We start from the raw sequence: 17,311 nt of genomic DNA on the forward strand, positions 1-17,311 counted from the left end.
GCGGGCCGCGTCAAGCAGCGCGCGCAGCGTCTTGCGGCCGCGATCGGTGCGGGGCGTGCGGTCCTGTGGCGCGCGTGCATCAGCCTGGGCGATTTCGTTCATGGCGGCCATCATACCGAAGTTGAAAGTCGGTTCAACTTTCAGTATTGACGGGTCCATCATCCGCGCGGCCCAGCAGAGGACCCGGCGCGGCGCATGGAGGGGATATGATCGACCGTCGTTATGCTGTTCGGGCCGCGCTGCTGGCTGGGGCCACGCTGTTTGCCGCGCCCGCCTTTGCCGAAAGCGCGCCCGCCGCGCCCCCCGTTCCGGCGCAGGCCGACCAGGCCGATCGCCCCTCTGCCGAGCCCGACAATGACATCGTCGTGGTCGCCCGCCGGCGTGAGGAGCGGCTGCTCGACGTGCCGATTGCCGTCACCGCGCTGCAGGCCAGCGACATCGCCAAGCTGCAGGCGATCGACCTGTCCGGGCTGCAGGGCGCGGTGCCCAACGTCAATCTGGTGCAGGGCCGCGGATCGACCACCAGCGCCAATTTCTTCATCCGCGGCGTCGGCCAGCCCGACGCGCTGCAAACCTTCGATCCGGCGGTCGGCGTCTATGTCGACGGCGTCTATCTCAGCCGCATCCAGGGCGCGCTGCTGAACTTGTTCGACGTGCAGCGGGTGGAAGTGCTGCGCGGGCCGCAGGGCACGCTCTATGGCAAGAACACCATTGGCGGCGCGGTGAACATCGTCTCCCGCAAGCCCGATTTCAACAAGGTGGTGGGCGCGGCCGAGGTGAATTACGGCGCCTATAATCAGGTGCTGCTGAACGGCTATGTCAGCGCGCCGATCATCACCGACAAGCTCGCCATCTCGCTGGCCGGCACCTATGACCGGCGCGACGGGCTGGTCACCGATCCGCTGACCGGGCGCCGCTTCAACGACCGCAATCTGTGGGCGATGCGCGGCATCGTGCATTACAAGCCGCTGGACGGCGTCGAGTTCATCCTGTCGGGCGACTATACCCGCCAGCGCAACGCGCTGCAGCTGGGCTATCCCACCGCGCCGCTGCTGCAGACCAGCCTGTTCCCGGCCGGCGCGCGCACTTTGGTGCCGGCGGAACCCTATGGCCCCTATAACTTCCGCGCATCGACCGGCATGCGCCCCGGTCAGGGCCAGGCGCTCGACCATTGGGGCGTCAACCTCACTGCCAATATCGACATCACCGACCGGCTCCAGCTCACCTCGATCACCGGTTATCGCAAGCTCGATGCGAATTTCTTCATCGATATCGACGCCAGCCAGTTCCAGCTGGGCGACGTGTTTGTCGGCATCAACCAGAAGCAGTTCAGCCAGGAAATCCAGTTCAAATATACCAGCGAGAAGCTGAAGGCGCTGCTCGGCTTCTATTTCCTCAATGAGGATGTCGGCTCGAACCAGACCGCGTTCGGCAACGACATTTTCACCTTCCTCGGCGCCCCGGTCACCTTCACGCGGCCGATCGCCGATTTCCAGAACACCAAAAGCTATGCGGTGTTCGGGCAGGTGACCTATGATTTCACGCCCAAATTCTCGTTCACGGCCGGGCTGCGCTATACCTATGAGGAAAAGGGCTATAGCCGCGTCACCACCACTCAGTCGTCGTTCGCGGGGCTGAACAACCTGACCTTCCGCTTCCCGGACAATCTGCCCGCGCCCTTCAACACGCAGAATCTGGCGACCTTCGACGCACTGACGCCCACCTTCACGCTCAGCTACAAGCCTGACCGCGACACCCTGTTCTATGCCAGCGTCAGCCGGGGCTTCAAATCGGGCGGTTTCAACGGCCGCGCCAACAGCGTCAACGATCTGACCTTGGTGGTGGGCGGCCAGCCGACCATCGTGAACCGGTTCGAGCCGGAAACGGTGTGGACCTATGAAACCGGCGCGAAGGCAGTGCTTGCCGGCGGGCTGATCCGGCTGTCGGCGGCCGCCTTCTACAGCGATTACCGCAATTTCCAGGCGCGCGTCGGCGGCGGCACGATTGGCGCGGCGAATACCGGCGTGTTCCCGGTGATCAACGCCGGGCGGCTGCGCATCTGGGGCATCGAGCTGGAAGCAGTGGTGAAGCCCAGCCGCTATTTCACCCTGACCGGCTCGTTCGGCTATCTCGACGCGCGCTATCTGGAATTCAACGATGGCCGGCGGGTGCCGCCGCAGCCCTTCTCGTGCAACCCGACCGGCCAGGCGATCACCTGCCGCCCGGCCTTTGCGCCGCCGATTTCGGGGCGGCTGGCGGGCGACTATGTCGTGCCGCTGGGCAGCAACGCGCTGACCTTCGGGCTGGAAGGCCGCTTCATCGACAAGCATTTCCTGTCGGTGGACAACCGGCCGGGCCTGACCGAGCCCGGCTATGCGCTGGGCAATGCCTATGTTCAGCTCGACCTGGCCGAGAAGAAATATTATTTCCGCGCGGGCGTGCGCAACTTCACCGATGTGCGCTATCGCACCGACGGGCAGGAATTTTCGAGCGTGGCCAACATCCAGACCGTCTATTTCGGCGATCCGCGCACCTGGACGCTGACGGCGGGATTGCGTTTCTAGAGCTGGTTTCAGCTTTGCTGAAGCGGCACCAGCCCGCTCCCCCACCCGGCCACCCACGAGTGTATCCTGATGGGTGGCCGGGTGGGGGAGCGGGCCGGCACCGCCGCCGCTTCTGCGAAGCTGAAGTCGAACCAAAACAAGGGGAACGCCCATGACCGGGGTCGTCACGATCTTCTGTGCCGTCCCCGACCGTGTCTCGGCAGCGGAAATGGCGCGCGGACTGGTCGAGGCGCGGCTGGCGGCCTGTGTGCAGGCGCTGCCGGTCGACAGCTGGTATCGCTGGGAGGGCAAGGTCGAAGCGGCGGCCGAGCAGCTGCTGCTGATCAAGACCATGCGGGACCGGGCCGATGCGGCAATGGCGTGGCTGGCCGCGCATCATGGCTATGACGTGCCCGAAATCGTGATGCTCCCCGTTGATGCCGGCCTGCCCGCCTATCTCGACTGGGTGAAAGCGTCGGTCAGTCCTGATTGATGGCCGGCCGCCACTCCCCTCCCGCTTGAGGGAGGGGCCGGGGGTGGGCACTCATGCCTCTCATCAAGTGGGCCGATCGCGCGTGAGCACGCGTTTCGCCCACCCCAAACCCCTCCCGCAGGCGGGAGGGGCTTATCGCGCCATTACCACACCCCAAACTCAGCGTTCGCGCGTCGCGGCGAAGCGCACCTGCGGGTAGCGCTCGCTCACATAGCCCACTTCCCAGGTCGATTTGGCGAGGAACACCGGGTTGCCGTCGCGGTCCTTGGCCATGGCGCCGCGGTTCAGGTCGACAAATGCCTTCAGCTCGGCCGGGTCCGCCGCCGATACCCAGCGCGCGGTGTCGAACGGGGCGGCTTCCAGCCCGGCATCGACCTTGTATTCGGCATCGAGCCGGCTGAGCAGCACGTCCAGCTGCAGCTGGCCGACCACGCCGATGATCCAGTTGGAGCCGATTTCGGGATAGAAGACCTGCGTCACGCCTTCCTCGGCCATGTCGTCCAGCGCCTTGCGCAGCTGCTTGGTCTTGGTCGGGTCCTTGAGCGCCACCCGGCGCAGGATTTCGGGCGCGAAATTGGGCAGGCCGGTGAAGCGGACATCGGCTTTTTCCGACAGCGTGTCGCCCACGCGCAGCGTGCCGTGGTTGGGAATGCCGATGATGTCGCCGGGATAGGCCTCGTCCGCCAGCTCGCGGTTCTGCGCGAAGAACAGGATCGGCGAGTGGATCGCGATCGGCTTGCCATGGCCGGTGGGGGTCAGCTTCATGCCCCGCCGGAACACGCCCGAGCACAGCCGCATGAAGGCAATGCGGTCGCGGTGCTGCGGGTCCATGTTCGCCTGCACCTTGAAGATGAAGCCGGTCACCTGCGCGCCTTCGGGCGTTACCGGCGCGGGTTCGGCCGGCTGGGCGCGGGGGCCGGGGGCATGGGTGGCGAGCGCCTCGATCAGCTCGGCCACGCCGAAATCCTTCAGCGCCGAGCCGAAATAAACGGGCGTCAGGTCGCCGGCGCGGTACGCCGTCTCGTCAAACGGGACATAGCCGGCCTGCGCCAGTTCGACCGCCTCGGCCGCCTCTGCCGGCAGCGCCGGTGCCGCCTCGCGCCTGCCCAGAAAGGCGCGGCTGTCGCCCTCGGGCCGGGCAATGCTGCCGCTGGCAAGGTCCAGCACCCCTTCAAAGGTGCCGCCCATGCCGACCGGCCAGTTCATCGGGCACACGTCGAGCGCGAGGCTGTCGGCAATTTCGTCGAGAAGCGCGAACGGGTCGCGCCCCTCGCGGTCCACCTTGTTGACGAAGGTGATGATCGGCACCGAGCGCAGCCGGCACACCTCGAACAATTTGCGCGTCTGCGGCTCGATGCCCTTGGCCGCATCGATCACCATCACCGCCGAATCGACGGCGGTCAGCGTGCGATAGGTGTCTTCGGAGAAATCCTCGTGCCCGGGCGTGTCGAGCAGGTTGAAGGTGATGCCGTCCTTCTCGAACGTCATCACCGAACTGGTGACGGAAATGCCGCGCTGCTGCTCGATCTTCATCCAGTCGCTGCGCGCGCGCCGGTTCTGGCCCCGCGCCTTCACCTGGCCGGCCAGATGGATCGCGCCGCCGGCGACCAGCAGCTTTTCGGTCAGCGTGGTCTTGCCCGCGTCGGGGTGGGAGATAATGGCGAAGGTGCGGCGCGGCGAAGTCATCGCGGTGCCCTAGCCAATTTCGCCGCCGAGTCGAGGGTGTCCGAGTTAAATTGGAAATGCGCTTTGCGCGCATTTCGGCGGCACCGGCCCGGCCTCCCACCCCGCCTCCCATCGGCAGTATCGTGTGGGGGGCGGGGTGGGGGAGTGGGCCGCAACCGCCCAAAAAAGCTCTCAGCGCGTCAGCGTGATCGTCATCACGCTTGCCCAGCGCGCGCCGGGCGCGAGCGTTACGATGCCGGGCTTCACCGCAAAGTCGCCGGCAAAATCCTCCGGGTCGGCAATGCCGTGCCAGGGCTCGACGCAGACATAGCGCGCGCCGGGCTTGGTCCACACCCCCAGGCGTGGCCCGTCCCAGCCGATGTCGAGCCAGGGGCCCTCCGCCGGGCCATAGCGCAGCGCCCGGCTGGCGACCGGATCCCACACCAGCGCATCATCGGTGAACAGCGCATCGGCCAGCGGCAGCACGGCCCCGTCGACCGGGTTCGGCGCTGGGCGTGGCGTGCTGTATCCCGCCGGCGTGATGCGCTTCATCGGCCCGTCCTCGGCCATGGCAAAGGCCAGCCGGTGCGCCGCCCGCGCGGCGCCATAGGGCAGCGGCCAGGCAAAGGCCGGGTGCCAGCCCAGGCTCATCGGCAGCGGTGTCCCGGCGGGGTTGGTGACGGTCGCCGTCATGGTCAGCGTGGCGCCCGCCAGCGCAAAGTCGAGATCGAGCGCGAAGGCGAACGGGTAATGCACCCGCGTTGCCTCGCTGTCGGTCAGGCGGAACCGCGCGGCCGCCGCGCCGGCTTCCACCAGCGCGAACGGCATCGCCCGCGCAAAGCCGTGCTTGGGCATGGGGTGGGGCACGCCGTCCACCACGATCCGGTCGTCGCGCACGCGGCCGACCACGGGGAACAGGATCGGCGCGCGCCCGGTCCAGAAAGCGGGGTCGGCGTCCGTCATCAGCTCGCGCCCCTCGCCATCGGTCAGCGAGGACAGCTCGGCGCCAAGCGGGTTGATCGCGGCGGACAGGGTGCCGGAGGAAATGCGGATCATGCCGGTGCCTGAACGCAGATCAGATAGCCATCGGGGTCGGTCAGCGTCAGCTGGCGCATGCCGTGCGGCGTCGCGGCCGGCGGATCGAGCTTCATCCCGCGCGCCGCCAGCCCGGCATGGAACGCGTCAATGTCCGAACAGCCCAGATACAGGCAGACATCGCCATGCCCGGCCCAGCGCGCGCCATCCACCGCCGCCGGTCGCTCGTTCGAATCATAGGCGGTGTTCAGCATCACCGACACATCGTCGCGCCTCAGCCACATCCAGTGGCTGAAGCGTCCCTCCGCGGTTTCCACCTCGGGCGCGGCATGGTGGACGGCAAAACCCAGCAGATCGATGTAGAAGGCGCGCGCCGCGACCATGTCGAACACCTGGAGCAGCGGGACCAGCCCGGTCAGGCGCGCGCCCTCAGCCACGCAAGGACGCGCCCAGCTTGGCGGCGGCGGCCACCACCTTGTCGGCAATCTGCTTCAGCTCGGCCTCGGTAAAGCTCTTCTCGCCGGGCTGGAGCGTGACCTCCACCGCCATTGAGCGCTGGCCGTCGCGCTCGAACAGGTCGAACAGCCGTGCCGAGGTGATCGCCGCCTTGTCCGCCCCCTTCACCGCGCGGACCAGCGCATCGGCCGCCAGCCCCTCAGGCACCAGGAAGGCGAAGTCGCGCGTCACCGCCTGCAGCGCGGGCGGCGCATAGGGCGCGCGCATGAAGCCGGCGGTGCGGCGGGCGGGCACCGCATCCAGATACAGCTCGGCGGCGGCCACCGGGCCGTCGAGATCGAACGCCTTCAGGGTCAGCGGGTGGAGCATGCCGAAGGTCGCCAGCACCGTTTTGGGCCCCAGCCGCAGCGTGCCGGACTGGCCCGGGTGCCACGCCTCGCCTGCCTCCCCCATCACCTGCAGATTGTCGACCGGCGCGCCGGCTTCGGCCAGCAGCGCCAGCGCCAGTGCCTTGGCATCGAACGCGTCATGGGCCACTGCGCGGCCCGCCTGCCAGCTGCGCGCGCGGCGGGTGCCGGCCAGCACCAGGCCCAGCGTCGCGCGCTCGCCCTCGGCCAGATAGCGCCGGCCGATCTCGAACAGCGGCACACCGTCGGCGCCGCGCTTCATGTTGCGCGCGGCCGCCGCCAGCAGGCCGGGCAGCAGCGACGGGCGCATCACCTTCATGTCCTCGCTGATCGGGTTGGCCAGCGTCCAGGCGCCGCCGCCGAAGATCGCCGCCTCGCGCTCTGGCAGGAAGCTCCACGTCACCGCTTCATACAGCCCGCGTGCGGCGGCCGCGCGGCGCACCCGGCGTTCCTGCTTCTGTGCCAGCGTCGCGGTGGGCCGCGCCACGCCCGCCGCGCGCGGCAGCGGGGTGGAGGGTACCTGATCGATGCCATGGATGCGGATCACTTCCTCGACCAGGTCGGCCGGCCCGTCGACATCGCGGCGCCAGCTCGGCACGCCCACCTGCCACGCGTCGGATACGGCAAAGCCCAGCCCTTCCAGAATGGCGCGCTGGCGCTCGGCCGGCACGGCGACCCCGCCCAGCGTCTCCGCGCGCGCCGGATCATAGGCGATGCTGCGTCGCTCGACGGGCGGGGTGCCGGCGCGGGTGATGCCGCTGGGCGTGCCGCCGCAATGCTCGGTCACCAGCCAGGTGGCGATCGCCAGCCCCTCGTCCAGAAAGGCCGGGTCCACGCCGCGCTCGAACCGCTGGCGCGCGTCGCTGGTCAGCATCAGCTTCTGGCCGGTACGCGCGATATGCTCGGGGTCGAAATAGGCGCATTCGATCAGCACGTCGGTGGTGCTGTCGGAACAGCCCGAATGCTCGCCGCCCATGATGCCGCCGATATCGTGCACGTCCCTGTCATCGGCGATGACGGTCATCGTCTCGTCGAGCGCATAGGTCTTGCCGTTCAGCGCCAGCACGGTCTCGCCCGCGCGCGCGCGCCGCGCGACGAGCGCACCGGTCAGCTTGGCCCGGTCATAGACGTGGAGCGGCCGGCCCAGATCGATCATCACGAAATTGGTGATGTCGACCAGCGCCGAAATCGGCTTCTGGCCAATTGCTGTGAGCTTGCGCTGCATCCACTCCGGCGCCGCGCGGTTGGTGACGCCGGTGACCGCCTGCGCGAAAAAAGCCGGGCAGCCTTCCGCGTCGTCGGTGCGCACGTCCGGCCCCGGGCCGGCCGGGGCGGTGGGCGCCGCGCCCATGCGATAGACATCGGCCAGCGCGCGCAACCGCCCGAGCCCAGCCGCTGCCAGATCGCGGGCAATGCCGCGCACGCCCATGCAGTCCTGCTTGTTGGGCGTGACAGACACCTCGATCACCGGATCGTCGAGCCCGGCAAAGGCGGGAAAGGGCGTGCCGACCGGCGCATCCGCTGGCAGTTCGATGATGCCGTCATGCCCCTCGCCGATTTCCAGCTCGCGCGCGGAACACATCATGCCGTTCGATTCTACACCCCGGATCGCCGCGACCTTCAGCGCAAAGCCGCTGCCCGGCACCCACGCGCCCGGCGGGCCGAACACGCCGACCAGCCCGGCACGCGCATTGGGCGCGCCGCACACCACCTGGACCGGGCCGTCGCCGGCATCGACCATCAGCACCTGCAGCTTGTCGGCCTGGGGGTGACGCTCGGCAGACACCACCCGCGCGACGCGGAACGCCGCCAGCGCGGCACCGGGATTGTCGACCCCTTCCACCTCGAGGCCGATGCGCGTCAGAGTATCCACGACACTGTCTAGTTCAGCGTCGGTTTCCAGATGCTCCTTGAGCCAGGACAGGGTGAACTTCATGCGCCCACTCCCCCCGACAGCGTCGGCACGTCGAGCACGCCAAAGCCATAATGCCTCAACCAGCGGATATCGCCGTCGAAAAACGCGCGCAGATCGTCCATCCCGTATTTCAGCATCGCCAGCCGGTCGATCCCGCAGCCAAAGGCAAAGCCCTGCCACTGGTCGGGGTCATAGCCGCCGGCCGCGATCACCTTCCGGTGCACCATGCCGCTGCCCAGCACTTCCATCCAGCGGTCGCTGCCGCCAATCACCCGCTTGCCGTTCTGCACGCTGTAACCGACGTCGATCTCGACCGACGGCTCGGTGAAGGGGAAATAGCTCGGGCGCAGCCGCAGCACGATATCGTCACGCTCGAAATAGGCCTTCAGGAAGGTCTCCAGCGTCCATTTCAGATGGCCAAGCGTAATGCCCTTGTCGATGACCAGCCCCTCGACCTGGTGGAACATCGGCGTGTGGGTGGCATCGCTGTCCGACCGATAGGTGCGGCCCGGCGCGATGATGTAGACGGGCTTGTCGCCACCGGCGGCCTGCATCGCGCGGATCTGCACCGGGCTGGTGTGGGTACGCAGGACCATCGGCTTCTCATGCTCGCCCGCGAGGTAGAAGGTATCATGCATCGCCCGCGCCGGGTGCGTCTCCGGAATGTTGAGCGCGGTGAAGTTGTACCAGTCGGTCTCGATCTCCGGACCCGTCGCCACCGCAAAGCCCAGATCGGCGAAGATTTCCGCCAGCTCGTCCATCACCTGGCTCACCGGGTGGATGGTACCGAACACCTGCGGCTCGGCCGGCAGCGTCATGTCGAGCGTCTCGGTCGCCAGCCGGGCGTCGAGCGCGGCGCGTTCCAGCACCGCCTTGCGGCTGGCGAGCGCGTCGCTCACCCCCTCGCGCAGGGCATGGATGCGCGGCCCCTCGGCCAGCCGCTGTTCCGGCGTCATCGCGCCCAAGGTTTTCAGCAGCTGGGTGATCTGGCCCGATTTGCCGAGCGCGGCAACGCGGATCGCCTCCAGCGCGTCGGGGCTGGTCGCCGCCGCAATCTGGGCGAGGAGGTCGGCCTTCAGGGTTTCTGGTTCGGTCATGGTGGTTTCGCCTTGGCGAGGAGGTTTGACTTGCGCCAGCCCCAAAAAGCAAGGGGCGCCGCCGGCATCCCGGCAGCGCCCCTATTTTTCGTCGCGCAGGTGCCTTGTCAGGCGGCCTGGGGCAATGCCGCCTTCGCCTGTGCGACGATGGCGGTAAAGGCTTCGCCCTCGTGCATCGCGATGTCAGCCAGCACCTTCCGGTCGAGTTCGATGCCGGCGAGCTTCAGCCCGTGCATGAACTGCGAATAGGTCAGGCCCTCGGCGCGGACACCGGCGTTGATGCGCTGGATCCACAGCGCCCGGAACGAGCGCTTCTTAACCTTGCGGTCGCGATAGGCATATTGCCCGGCCTTTTCGACGGCCTGGCGGGCAATGCGGATGGTGTTCTTGCGGCGGCCATAATAGCCCTTCGCCGATTCCAGAATCCGCTTGTGCTTGGCGCGGGTGGTTACACCCCGTTTGACGCGTGCCATGGTTCAGCGGCTCCCTCAGTTAAGCCCGTAAGGCGCCCAGGCCTTCACGGTCTTGGTATCGGCATCCGACAGCACGCTGGTGCCGCGGTTCTGGCGGATATATTTGGCATTGTGGCTGATCAGCCGGTGGCGCTTGCCGGCGACGCCGTGCTTGATCTTGCCGGTCGCGGTGAGCTTGAAGCGCTTCTTCACACCGCTCTTGGTCTTGAGCTTGGGCATTTTCGTCTCCTCAATTTGCCGACGATTCCGAACAGCCACGGCAGCCCATTCCTGGCCGGACCATTCATCGCGTATCGCGGAAAGGCGAGGCGCTTAGTCCAAAGCGCGGACAAAGGCAATGCGATTCGGCGCGGCCGGCCGTCGCCGCTCAATGCCCCCGGCAGGCCAGCGCCTCGACAATGTCGTCGATCCGTGCCGGGTCGCCCGCCGCAATCACTTCGCCGCGGCTGTTTTCGGTCAGCGGATCGCCCGCCCAGTCGCACAGCCGGCCGCCCGCGCCCTCCACCACCGGCACCAGTGCGGCAAAGTCGTGCAGCTTCAGCCCGGCCTCGACCACGATGTCGAGATGCCCGCTCGCCACCGTGCCATAATTATAGCAATCGCCGCCCAGCAGGGTGGAGCGCACCTGCCCGTCCAGATGTTCAAAGGCGTGGAGCTGATGATCGTCGAACAAGGCGGGCGAGGTGGTGGCAAGCAGTGCTTCGGCAAGCGCCGGGCAGGGCCGGGTTTCGGCAGGCGTGCCATTGAACAGCGTGGTCCGGCCGGTGACGCCCAGCCAGCGCTCCTTCAGGATCGGCTGGTCGATCACCCCCAGCATCGGCCACCCTTCCACCACCAGCGCAATCAGCGTGCCGAAGATCGGCCGCCCGGCAATGAAGGCGCGAGTGCCGTCGATCGGGTCGAGCACCCAGGCGCGGCCCGAGCGGCCGGGCCGGGTGCCATATTCCTCGCCGATGATCGCGTCGTCGGGAAAGCGCGCCTCGATCAGCCGGCGCATGGCGGCCTCGGCCTCGCGGTCGGCGAGCGTCACCGGCGACTGGTCGCTTTTCGTCTCCAGCCCATGGGCGTTGCGGAAATAGGGGCGGATCACCGCGCCGGCGGCATCGGCCAGCGCCTGGGCAAGGGTGATTTCGGCATCGGTCAGGCGGGTCATGCCCGTCGCCTAGCGCAGCCGCCGGGGCGCCGCCAGCCTCGCTTGTGTCACAATAGCCTGCAAGTCTGTGGCATGCGCCTGTTCCCCCGCCCGATCGCTCTGGTGCCGCTCGCGCTTGCCGCCGCCGTCGCCAGCCCTGCCGCTGCCCAGCTGCGCCCGCTGGTCTCACCGCCCGCCAGCCGGGCAGAGGCGGCACGCGATGGCGTGGAGGTGTTTCTGGTGAACGAGGGCAGCAACGCCGCGCCCGCCACCCCGCCCGACCGGATCGAGACAATCGCGCAGGATGGCACGCCGGTTGCGCTGGTGCCGGATGCAGCGGCGGACCGGGCACCGGTCGCGGCCGGCGGGTTCGTGAAGCTGCGCTACCGCCTGGCCCCGGCTGGGCAGCAGGCACCGGCGCTGGCTGCGACCGCCGCGCCCCCCGCCCGGGAGGAGGAGGCCAGCGTCACCGATTCGCGCGGGGTCTCCAGCGGCTTTTTCAGCCGCATCCGCGCCTATGAACCGACCTATTTCGCGCTGGGTGATCGCGCGGCGGGGCTGAAGCTGCAGGGGAGCTTTGCGGTGCGGCCCTTTGCCGCCGGCCTGCTGAAGGACCTGAACGTCGCCTATACCCAGACCGCCTTCTGGCGGGTCTATGACGATTCGGCCCCGATCGAGAGCAACATCTATCGGCCCGAAATCTTCTTCGAGCGGGGCGTGGCCGAGGGGCTTCGTGTGGCGGTGGGCTATCGCCACGATTCAAACGGCGGCGGACGCGCCGATTCCTATGACCTCAACCGCTTCTTCATCCGCGCCAATCAGCGGTTCAATCTCGGCGGGCGATGGGAGCTGAACGTCGCGCCGGAAGCGTGGATCTTCTTTGGCGGGCGCGCGCTGGCGCAGGATGTCGACCGCTTCTGGGGCTATGGTGGAATCAACGCCTCGCTTTATCAGCGCGACGGGTGGAAGTTCGCGTTCAATGGGCGCGGCAACCCGGCAACCGGGCGGGGGGCGGCGGAAATGTTCATCTCCTACCCGCTCAAGCGGCTGGCGGGCGATGCCGGCGTCTATCTGTTCGTTCAGGGCTTTACCGGCTTTGGCGAGCAATTGCCGCGCTACAACCAGGTCGAAAACCGGCTGCGCGCGGGGATTGCGTTCACGCGCTAGGGGCTATCTCCACCGCGTCGCGCGGCCTATGGTGCGGGGTGCCGCCTAGATGGAGATTGACCGATGCGCCTCGTTCCTGCCGCCCTGCTGTCGCTGCTCGCCGCAACGCCCGCGCTTGCCGCGCTCGCGCCGGGGGCCGCCGCGCCCGATTTCACCACGCGCGGGGCAACCGCCGGCAAGATTTCCGACGTCAATCTCGCCAAGCTGCTGAAGAAGGGGCCGGTGGTGCTCTATTTCTTCCCGGCCGCCTTCACGCCCGGCTGCTCGGCGGAGGCGCGCGCTTTCGCTGAGGCGATCCCGGCGTTCAAAAAGGCTGGCGCCACGGTGATCGGCATGTCGGCAGACCCGGTCGACGTGCTCGCCGATTTCTCGAAAAAGGATTGCGCCGGCCAGTTCATGGTGGCCAGCGCCGGCCCGGCGGTGATTGCCGGCTATGACGTGGCGCTCAGCCGGGCGGCACCGCGCGTGATGACGACGCGCACCAGCTATGTCATCTCGCCCGCCGGCAAGATCGTCTATGTTCACAATGACATGAACTATGCCGACCATGTCCGCAACACGCTTGACGCGGTAAAGCGTCTGGCCTCACCAAAGGGCTGACGCCCGCGTTGCACCCCGTCCCAGGATCACAACAACCCAATTTTAGGAAACGGGTTGTAGAGAAGATCGTCGAATCGATCACCGACTATCGTAGAAATACGGGAAGGGCGAAAGGGACGACGCAGACGCGATGGGACGGGGCAAGGTGCAAGCACTCGAACGCGGTGATGCGTGCGGATCATTGTTCGCCAGAATTGGCGACTTCATGGCGCGCAACCATCTCACGCCAGAGCCACCCAATTATGAATTCGCCTATCGCGTTTGCCAGAACCCCGAAGGGCCGCTGGCAAAGGCGGTGTCGGCCATCACCGATGGCGGCTTCCGGCTGACCGCGAAGGACATTGATTCGCTGGGCGGTGACGTGGCCAATGCGCCGGTCGCCGAACAGGCAAGCGCAGTGGCGCAAGGGCTGGTCGCGCAGACCCAGATGCAGGTCGAGGGCTTTGCCGACCTGGTGGCCGCGATGCGCGCCGACACGCAGAGCTTCGGTCGCAACCTGGCCGCCAGTGCCGACGCCATCCGCGCCAGCAACAGCGATGCCAGCGACGTGCTGCGGCTGACCCATGCGATGCTCGACCGTGTCCAGTCCGCCGAGAGCCAGTTGGAAGCGGCGACGCGCGAAGCCAGCGATCTGCGCAAGAAGCTGGAGGAAGCGCGCGACAATGCGCGGCGCGACCCGCTGACTGACCTGCCCAACCGGCGCGTGTTCGAGGAAAGCTTTGCCGAGCGCGCGGCGCGGGGCGAAGCTCTGTGCCTGGCAGTGTGCGACATCGATCATTTCAAGCGCGTCAACGACGGTTTCGGCCACGCAGTTGGCGACCGGGTGCTGAAGGCGGTGGGGTCTGCGCTCGCCGAACAGTGCGAAGGCCATCTTGTCGCGCGTTATGGAGGCGAGGAATTCGTCATCCTGTTTTCGGGTTTGGAACTGGCCGAAGCGCGCCGCAAGCTCGACGCGGCGCGTGTGCTGGTTGCCGGCAAGCGCTATCGCCTGCGCGAAACCGATGCGCCGCTGGGTGAAGTCACCTTCTCCTCCGGCCTGACCGCCGCCCTGCCCGGCGAGGATGTGGGCGAAGTGTTCATCCGCGCCGACCAGTTGCTTTACTCGGCAAAGGCCGACGGCCGGAACTGCATCAAGCTGGGCTGACCGTCTGCTGAACATGGCGTGCAGCGCCAGTTCATGGGATATTTTCCCGGATCAATCGGCCAAATCTACCAGATCGATTGGCCGCCAAAACAGCAAATCTTGTAAATCAATGGCTTAGCCGGTTTGGCACGGGCTATGCATTTCCCTTGGCATCGCTGCCGGATGGTCCGGCGGCGGATCGAAACCAAGGAGATGCACGATGTTCCGCACCGAAAGCCTGACCAAGACCTTCACCTCGCTTGCTGCCGCGATGGTCGCAACCGCGATGTTCGTCACCATGGCCGTGCCGGTCCTGCCGGTGGCCTGACACCCAATTCGCAATCGGAGAAAACCAATGTCCAAATTGACGGGGTTCTCGCTCGGGATGGCGGCACTTGCGACCACCGGGCTCCTGATCCTGGGGCAGACGATGCTCCTCAACGCGCTGACGGCGATCTGATGGCCGCCAGCCGGCGCAGCCGGTGATCGCGACACCGGCCGCGACAGGCCAGGCAGGCCGATAATCATCCGGCCATCGCCAGGGGCATCCGTCAGGCCCCGCGCGATGCCTCCAGCAGAAACCAGGCGCGCTGTTCCGCCTCATCCGTCCAGCCATCGACCAGGCCCGAGGTTGCATTGTCCCGCGCCGCATCGGCCAGGTCCTTCAGGTCGCGCAGGGCCGCGACCAGCTTCAGATTGTCCTCGCGCAGTTCGGCCAGCATGTCAGCCGCGGTCACCCGCTCGGCGTCGTTGTCGATAATTGTCTGCCGCCGCGCGATATCGCCGATCGAGCGCAAGGTGGTGCCGCCCAGCTTGCGCACCCGCTCGGCAACCAGGTCGGTAATCGCCAGGATCTGCGTCGCCTGCGCATCGAGCAGCAGATGGTAATCGCGGAAATGCGGGCCGGAGACGTGCCAGTGGAAATTCTTGGTCTTCAGGTACAGTGCAAAACTGTCCGCCAGCACGCCGTTCAGCGCGTCGGCCACGCTCTGCAGGCGATTATGCGCAAGCGGCATCGCCGCCGGTTCGATCAGCGTCGTCATCGTCTTCATCCTCAATGAGTTACCGGCGACGATATAGCATGGCGCCCGCGCACCCGCGAACGCATTCTGCCACTTTGTGTGAACGCCGCGCTAGATCAGTCGGAACGCGCTGAGTGCCGCCGCGATGGCCGCCAGCGCGAACAGCGCGGCGAGCGGCAGCCGCACCATCGGCCCTGCCAGCACCCGGCGCAGCCCTGGCTCGGCCAGCACCAGCGCGGCCACCGCCACTGTGCCGCCGATCGTCGCGCCGGTCGCAGCAAAGATGCCCGCGCCGCTGCGCACGCCGATCGCACCGGCCAGAAACTGGCTGCGGTCGCCCAGCCCCAGCGCCAGCCCGCTGACCAGCGCGGCGGTGAACGGCCCCAGCCGCCCGCCGCCCTCGCGCGGTGGTTTCGCCGCACCGATCCCGCCCAGCGCCGCCGAGCCGAGCGCGAGCGCCAAAAACAGCGCGCGGGCATTGGGCGTCAGCAGCGGCGCGATGACGGCGGCGGCGCCCGCGGCAAGGGCATTGGCGATGGCGAGCGCCAGCGCGGTGCCCAGAATCACCGCGCCCGCCCGGCCGGTGCGCCCCGCAATCGCCGCCGCGCCCAGCCCCACCCGGTCGCTCAGCTGCGCGGCAAGCGCCGCGACCAGTGCAGCCATCAGCGCGTCCACATCGCCTCCCGGCATGCCCGCATGCGTGCCTGCTTGACTTTGCCCGGGTGATGAGTCATTGCGCCCGCCTGTTTCGAGCGGCGGGCAGCACGCACGCCGCTTGTTTGTTTTCTAACCGTCAGGATTTCGGGTCATGGCAAAGCCGACCACCGTCAAGATTCGTCTCGTCAGCACCGCTGATACCGGTTTCTTCTATGTCACCAAGAAGAATCCGCGCACCCAGACCGAGAAGCTGACCTTCCGCAAATATGACCCCGTTGTGCGCAAGCATGTCGAGTTCAAGGAAGCCAAGATCAAGTAAGCGCTTGCCGCCGCACTTTTGCAAAGGGTCGTGGCACGTGTCGCGGCCCTTTTTGCTGCGCGCGTGACAGCGCGGCGCCGCCTCACTTCGGCGCCGCGCGCACCGGCACCGGAATGTTGCAGATGTCCGCCCCGCCCGCCGGCTGGATGAAGAACGCATCGCGGCGATTGGCGCGCGCATCGGCATAACGGGCAAAGCTCGCACTTTCGGTCGACAGATATTGGTAGCGCGGCAGCGCGGCCACCTCATTGCCCAGCCGGATCGAGGTGATCGCCACCCGCTCCTCGGGTTTTTCATAGAAGCCCAGCGCCCCGGTGCCGCGCGGCAGGCTCGACAGATGCTCGATGCCCGCGATCACGCGGCCGACCAGCGCGATGTTGCGATCCAGATGGCGCGGCGCATGGCCGATGACGGTGTAGAGCTCGGCGCCGGTGCCGGTATCCGGCGGCAGGCCGCGCCCGACGCCGACCATGCCGTAACAGTGGACGGGCCAGGCATCGCGCCCATCCTGCCTTACCGCCCAATTTTTGAGGAAACCCGCGGTGCCGTTGGTTGATCCATCAATCATGTTTGTAGGTTGGCCGACGGGCAAAAATGGTGGGCAGATATGTCCTCCGCACCAAGCTCGGACGACATATTCGCTCTCTGGCGGCGTCACTAACCCCTCCGGTAACGCCCGCGCCTTCTTCCTGTCCTCGCCATCGGGGTCGCCCCATTGCACGACATAATTGTCCTGCACGCGCACGATCGCCAGCCCGTCCCACCAATGCGCGGCGGCAAGCTTGCGGATATTCCCCACCCACCCTTGCGAAAAAGGTGGCGGCATCAGCTGGATGACGACGCGGCGGGCGCGGCCGTCCCGGTCGGGCGCCAGGTCCATCACCAGCAGGTCGGCCGGATCGATCGCCACCCAGTCGCCGGCGGGCGCCGACGCCACGATCTCGCCGGGACTCAGCACGGCCAGCTTGCCGGCGGCAGCGGGGGGCGCGGGCGATTGAGCCATCGCGGCGGCGGTGCAGAGCGCAGCGGCGCTCAACAGGGGGAGGGCAAGGCGCATGCCCCACCCTGCCATGCCACGGCGCCTTGCGAAAGTGGCGGCGGGCGGCTAGGGCACCGGCCTTTCCGGCACAATGCGGAGCGGTGGCCGAGTGGTCGAAGGCGCTCGCCTGGAAAGTGAGTATACGGCAAAACCGTATCGAGGGTTCGA

General features: G+C 67.4%; 17 protein-coding genes. 6 read left to right on the forward strand and 11 right to left on the reverse strand.

Annotation, left to right across the window (positions count from 1 at the left end; genetic code table 11):
• Window positions 1-206: 206 nt before the first annotated feature.
• Window positions 207-2,564, forward strand: coding sequence for a TonB-dependent receptor (locus K2Y03_RS11590; RefSeq protein WP_294090843.1), 2,358 nt, complete (start codon window positions 207-209; stop codon window positions 2,562-2,564).
• A gap of 151 nt (window positions 2,565-2,715) precedes the next feature.
• Entirely contained in the window at window positions 2,716-3,036 is a 321-nt protein-coding gene (gene cutA, locus K2Y03_RS11595) for a divalent-cation tolerance protein CutA (protein WP_294090844.1), read from the forward strand.
• A 159-nt stretch (window positions 3,037-3,195) separates the two neighbouring features.
• On the opposite strand, the gene K2Y03_RS11600 is transcribed toward cutA, so the two are convergent.
• The 8 genes from K2Y03_RS11600 to hisN form a co-directional block, all read right to left on the reverse strand.
• Window positions 3,196-4,722: a peptide chain release factor 3 gene (locus K2Y03_RS11600; protein ID WP_294090845.1), complete on the reverse strand. Its 1,527-nt coding sequence runs from the start codon at window positions 4,720-4,722 to the stop codon at window positions 3,196-3,198.
• A gap of 171 nt (window positions 4,723-4,893) precedes the next feature.
• Window positions 4,894-5,757: an aldose 1-epimerase family protein gene (locus K2Y03_RS11605; RefSeq protein ID WP_294090846.1), complete on the reverse strand. Its 864-nt coding sequence runs from the start codon at window positions 5,755-5,757 to the stop codon at window positions 4,894-4,896.
• Entirely contained in the window at window positions 5,754-6,173 is a 420-nt protein-coding gene (locus K2Y03_RS11610) for a VOC family protein (protein ID WP_294090847.1), read from the reverse strand. The genes K2Y03_RS11605 and K2Y03_RS11610 overlap by 4 nt, the downstream gene beginning before the upstream one ends.
• Window positions 6,166-8,535 carry a phenylalanine--tRNA ligase subunit beta gene (gene pheT / locus K2Y03_RS11615; RefSeq protein ID WP_294090848.1) on the reverse strand — a complete coding sequence of 790 codons (2,370 nt, stop codon included), beginning with the start codon at window positions 8,533-8,535 and terminating at the stop codon, window positions 6,166-6,168. Before pheT ends, K2Y03_RS11610 begins: the two co-directional genes overlap by 8 nt.
• A complete protein-coding gene (gene pheS, locus K2Y03_RS11620) occupies window positions 8,532-9,611 on the reverse strand; it encodes a phenylalanine--tRNA ligase subunit alpha (protein ID WP_294090849.1) in 1,080 nt (359 codons plus the stop codon). Before pheS ends, pheT begins: the two co-directional genes overlap by 4 nt.
• A 107-nt stretch (window positions 9,612-9,718) precedes the next feature.
• The gene (gene rplT, locus K2Y03_RS11625; protein ID WP_294090850.1) at window positions 9,719-10,084 is read right to left on the reverse strand and encodes a 50S ribosomal protein L20; all 366 of its coding nucleotides are present in this window, start codon (window positions 10,082-10,084) and stop codon (window positions 9,719-9,721) included.
• A 15-nt stretch (window positions 10,085-10,099) separates the two neighbouring features.
• Window positions 10,100-10,303, reverse strand: coding sequence for a 50S ribosomal protein L35 (rpmI, locus tag K2Y03_RS11630; RefSeq protein WP_294090851.1), 204 nt, complete (start codon window positions 10,301-10,303; stop codon window positions 10,100-10,102).
• A 148-nt stretch (window positions 10,304-10,451) separates the two neighbouring features.
• Entirely contained in the window at window positions 10,452-11,237 is a 786-nt protein-coding gene (gene hisN / locus K2Y03_RS11635) for a histidinol-phosphatase (protein ID WP_294090852.1), read from the reverse strand.
• Between the two features lie 72 nt (window positions 11,238-11,309).
• On the opposite strand from hisN, the gene K2Y03_RS11640 reads away from it, so the two are divergent.
• From K2Y03_RS11640 to K2Y03_RS11650, 3 genes are all read left to right on the forward strand, one after another.
• Window positions 11,310-12,383 (forward strand): phospholipase A, encoded by a 1,074-nt coding sequence (locus tag K2Y03_RS11640; RefSeq protein ID WP_294090853.1) that lies wholly within the window; start codon window positions 11,310-11,312, stop codon window positions 12,381-12,383.
• Between the two features lie 63 nt (window positions 12,384-12,446).
• Window positions 12,447-12,983, forward strand: a complete 537-nt coding sequence (locus tag K2Y03_RS11645) for a peroxiredoxin (protein ID WP_294090854.1) — start codon at window positions 12,447-12,449, stop codon at window positions 12,981-12,983.
• Window positions 12,984-13,188: 205 nt separating this feature from the next.
• Window positions 13,189-14,127 carry a GGDEF domain-containing protein gene (locus K2Y03_RS11650; protein ID WP_294090855.1) on the forward strand — a complete coding sequence of 313 codons (939 nt, stop codon included), beginning with the start codon at window positions 13,189-13,191 and terminating at the stop codon, window positions 14,125-14,127.
• Between the two features lie 530 nt (window positions 14,128-14,657).
• Here K2Y03_RS11650 and K2Y03_RS11655 read toward each other — a convergent pair.
• Both K2Y03_RS11655 and K2Y03_RS11660 read right to left on the reverse strand, forming a co-directional pair.
• Complete coding sequence (locus K2Y03_RS11655) at window positions 14,658-15,149, reverse strand: DNA starvation/stationary phase protection protein (RefSeq protein WP_294090856.1); 492 nt, start codon at window positions 15,147-15,149, stop codon at window positions 14,658-14,660.
• Between the two features lie 90 nt (window positions 15,150-15,239).
• On the reverse strand, window positions 15,240-15,803 hold the full coding sequence (locus K2Y03_RS11660) for a hypothetical protein (protein WP_294090857.1): 564 nt from the start codon (window positions 15,801-15,803) through the stop codon (window positions 15,240-15,242).
• Window positions 15,804-15,936: 133 nt separating this feature from the next.
• Here K2Y03_RS11660 and rpmG point away from each other — a divergent pair, with 133 nt between their 5' ends.
• Window positions 15,937-16,104, forward strand: a complete 168-nt coding sequence (gene rpmG, locus K2Y03_RS11665; RefSeq protein ID WP_294090859.1) for a 50S ribosomal protein L33 — start codon at window positions 15,937-15,939, stop codon at window positions 16,102-16,104.
• Window positions 16,105-16,186: 82 nt separating this feature from the next.
• Here the strand turns inward: rpmG and K2Y03_RS11670 are convergent, their stop codons facing one another.
• A complete protein-coding gene (locus tag K2Y03_RS11670; protein ID WP_294090860.1) occupies window positions 16,187-17,107 on the reverse strand; it encodes a peptidylprolyl isomerase in 921 nt (306 codons plus the stop codon).
• Window positions 17,108-17,311: the final 204 nt, after the last annotated feature.

This window comes from Sphingomonas sp., assembly GCF_019746015.1.
Classification (GTDB): domain Bacteria; phylum Pseudomonadota; class Alphaproteobacteria; order Sphingomonadales; family Sphingomonadaceae; genus Sphingomonas.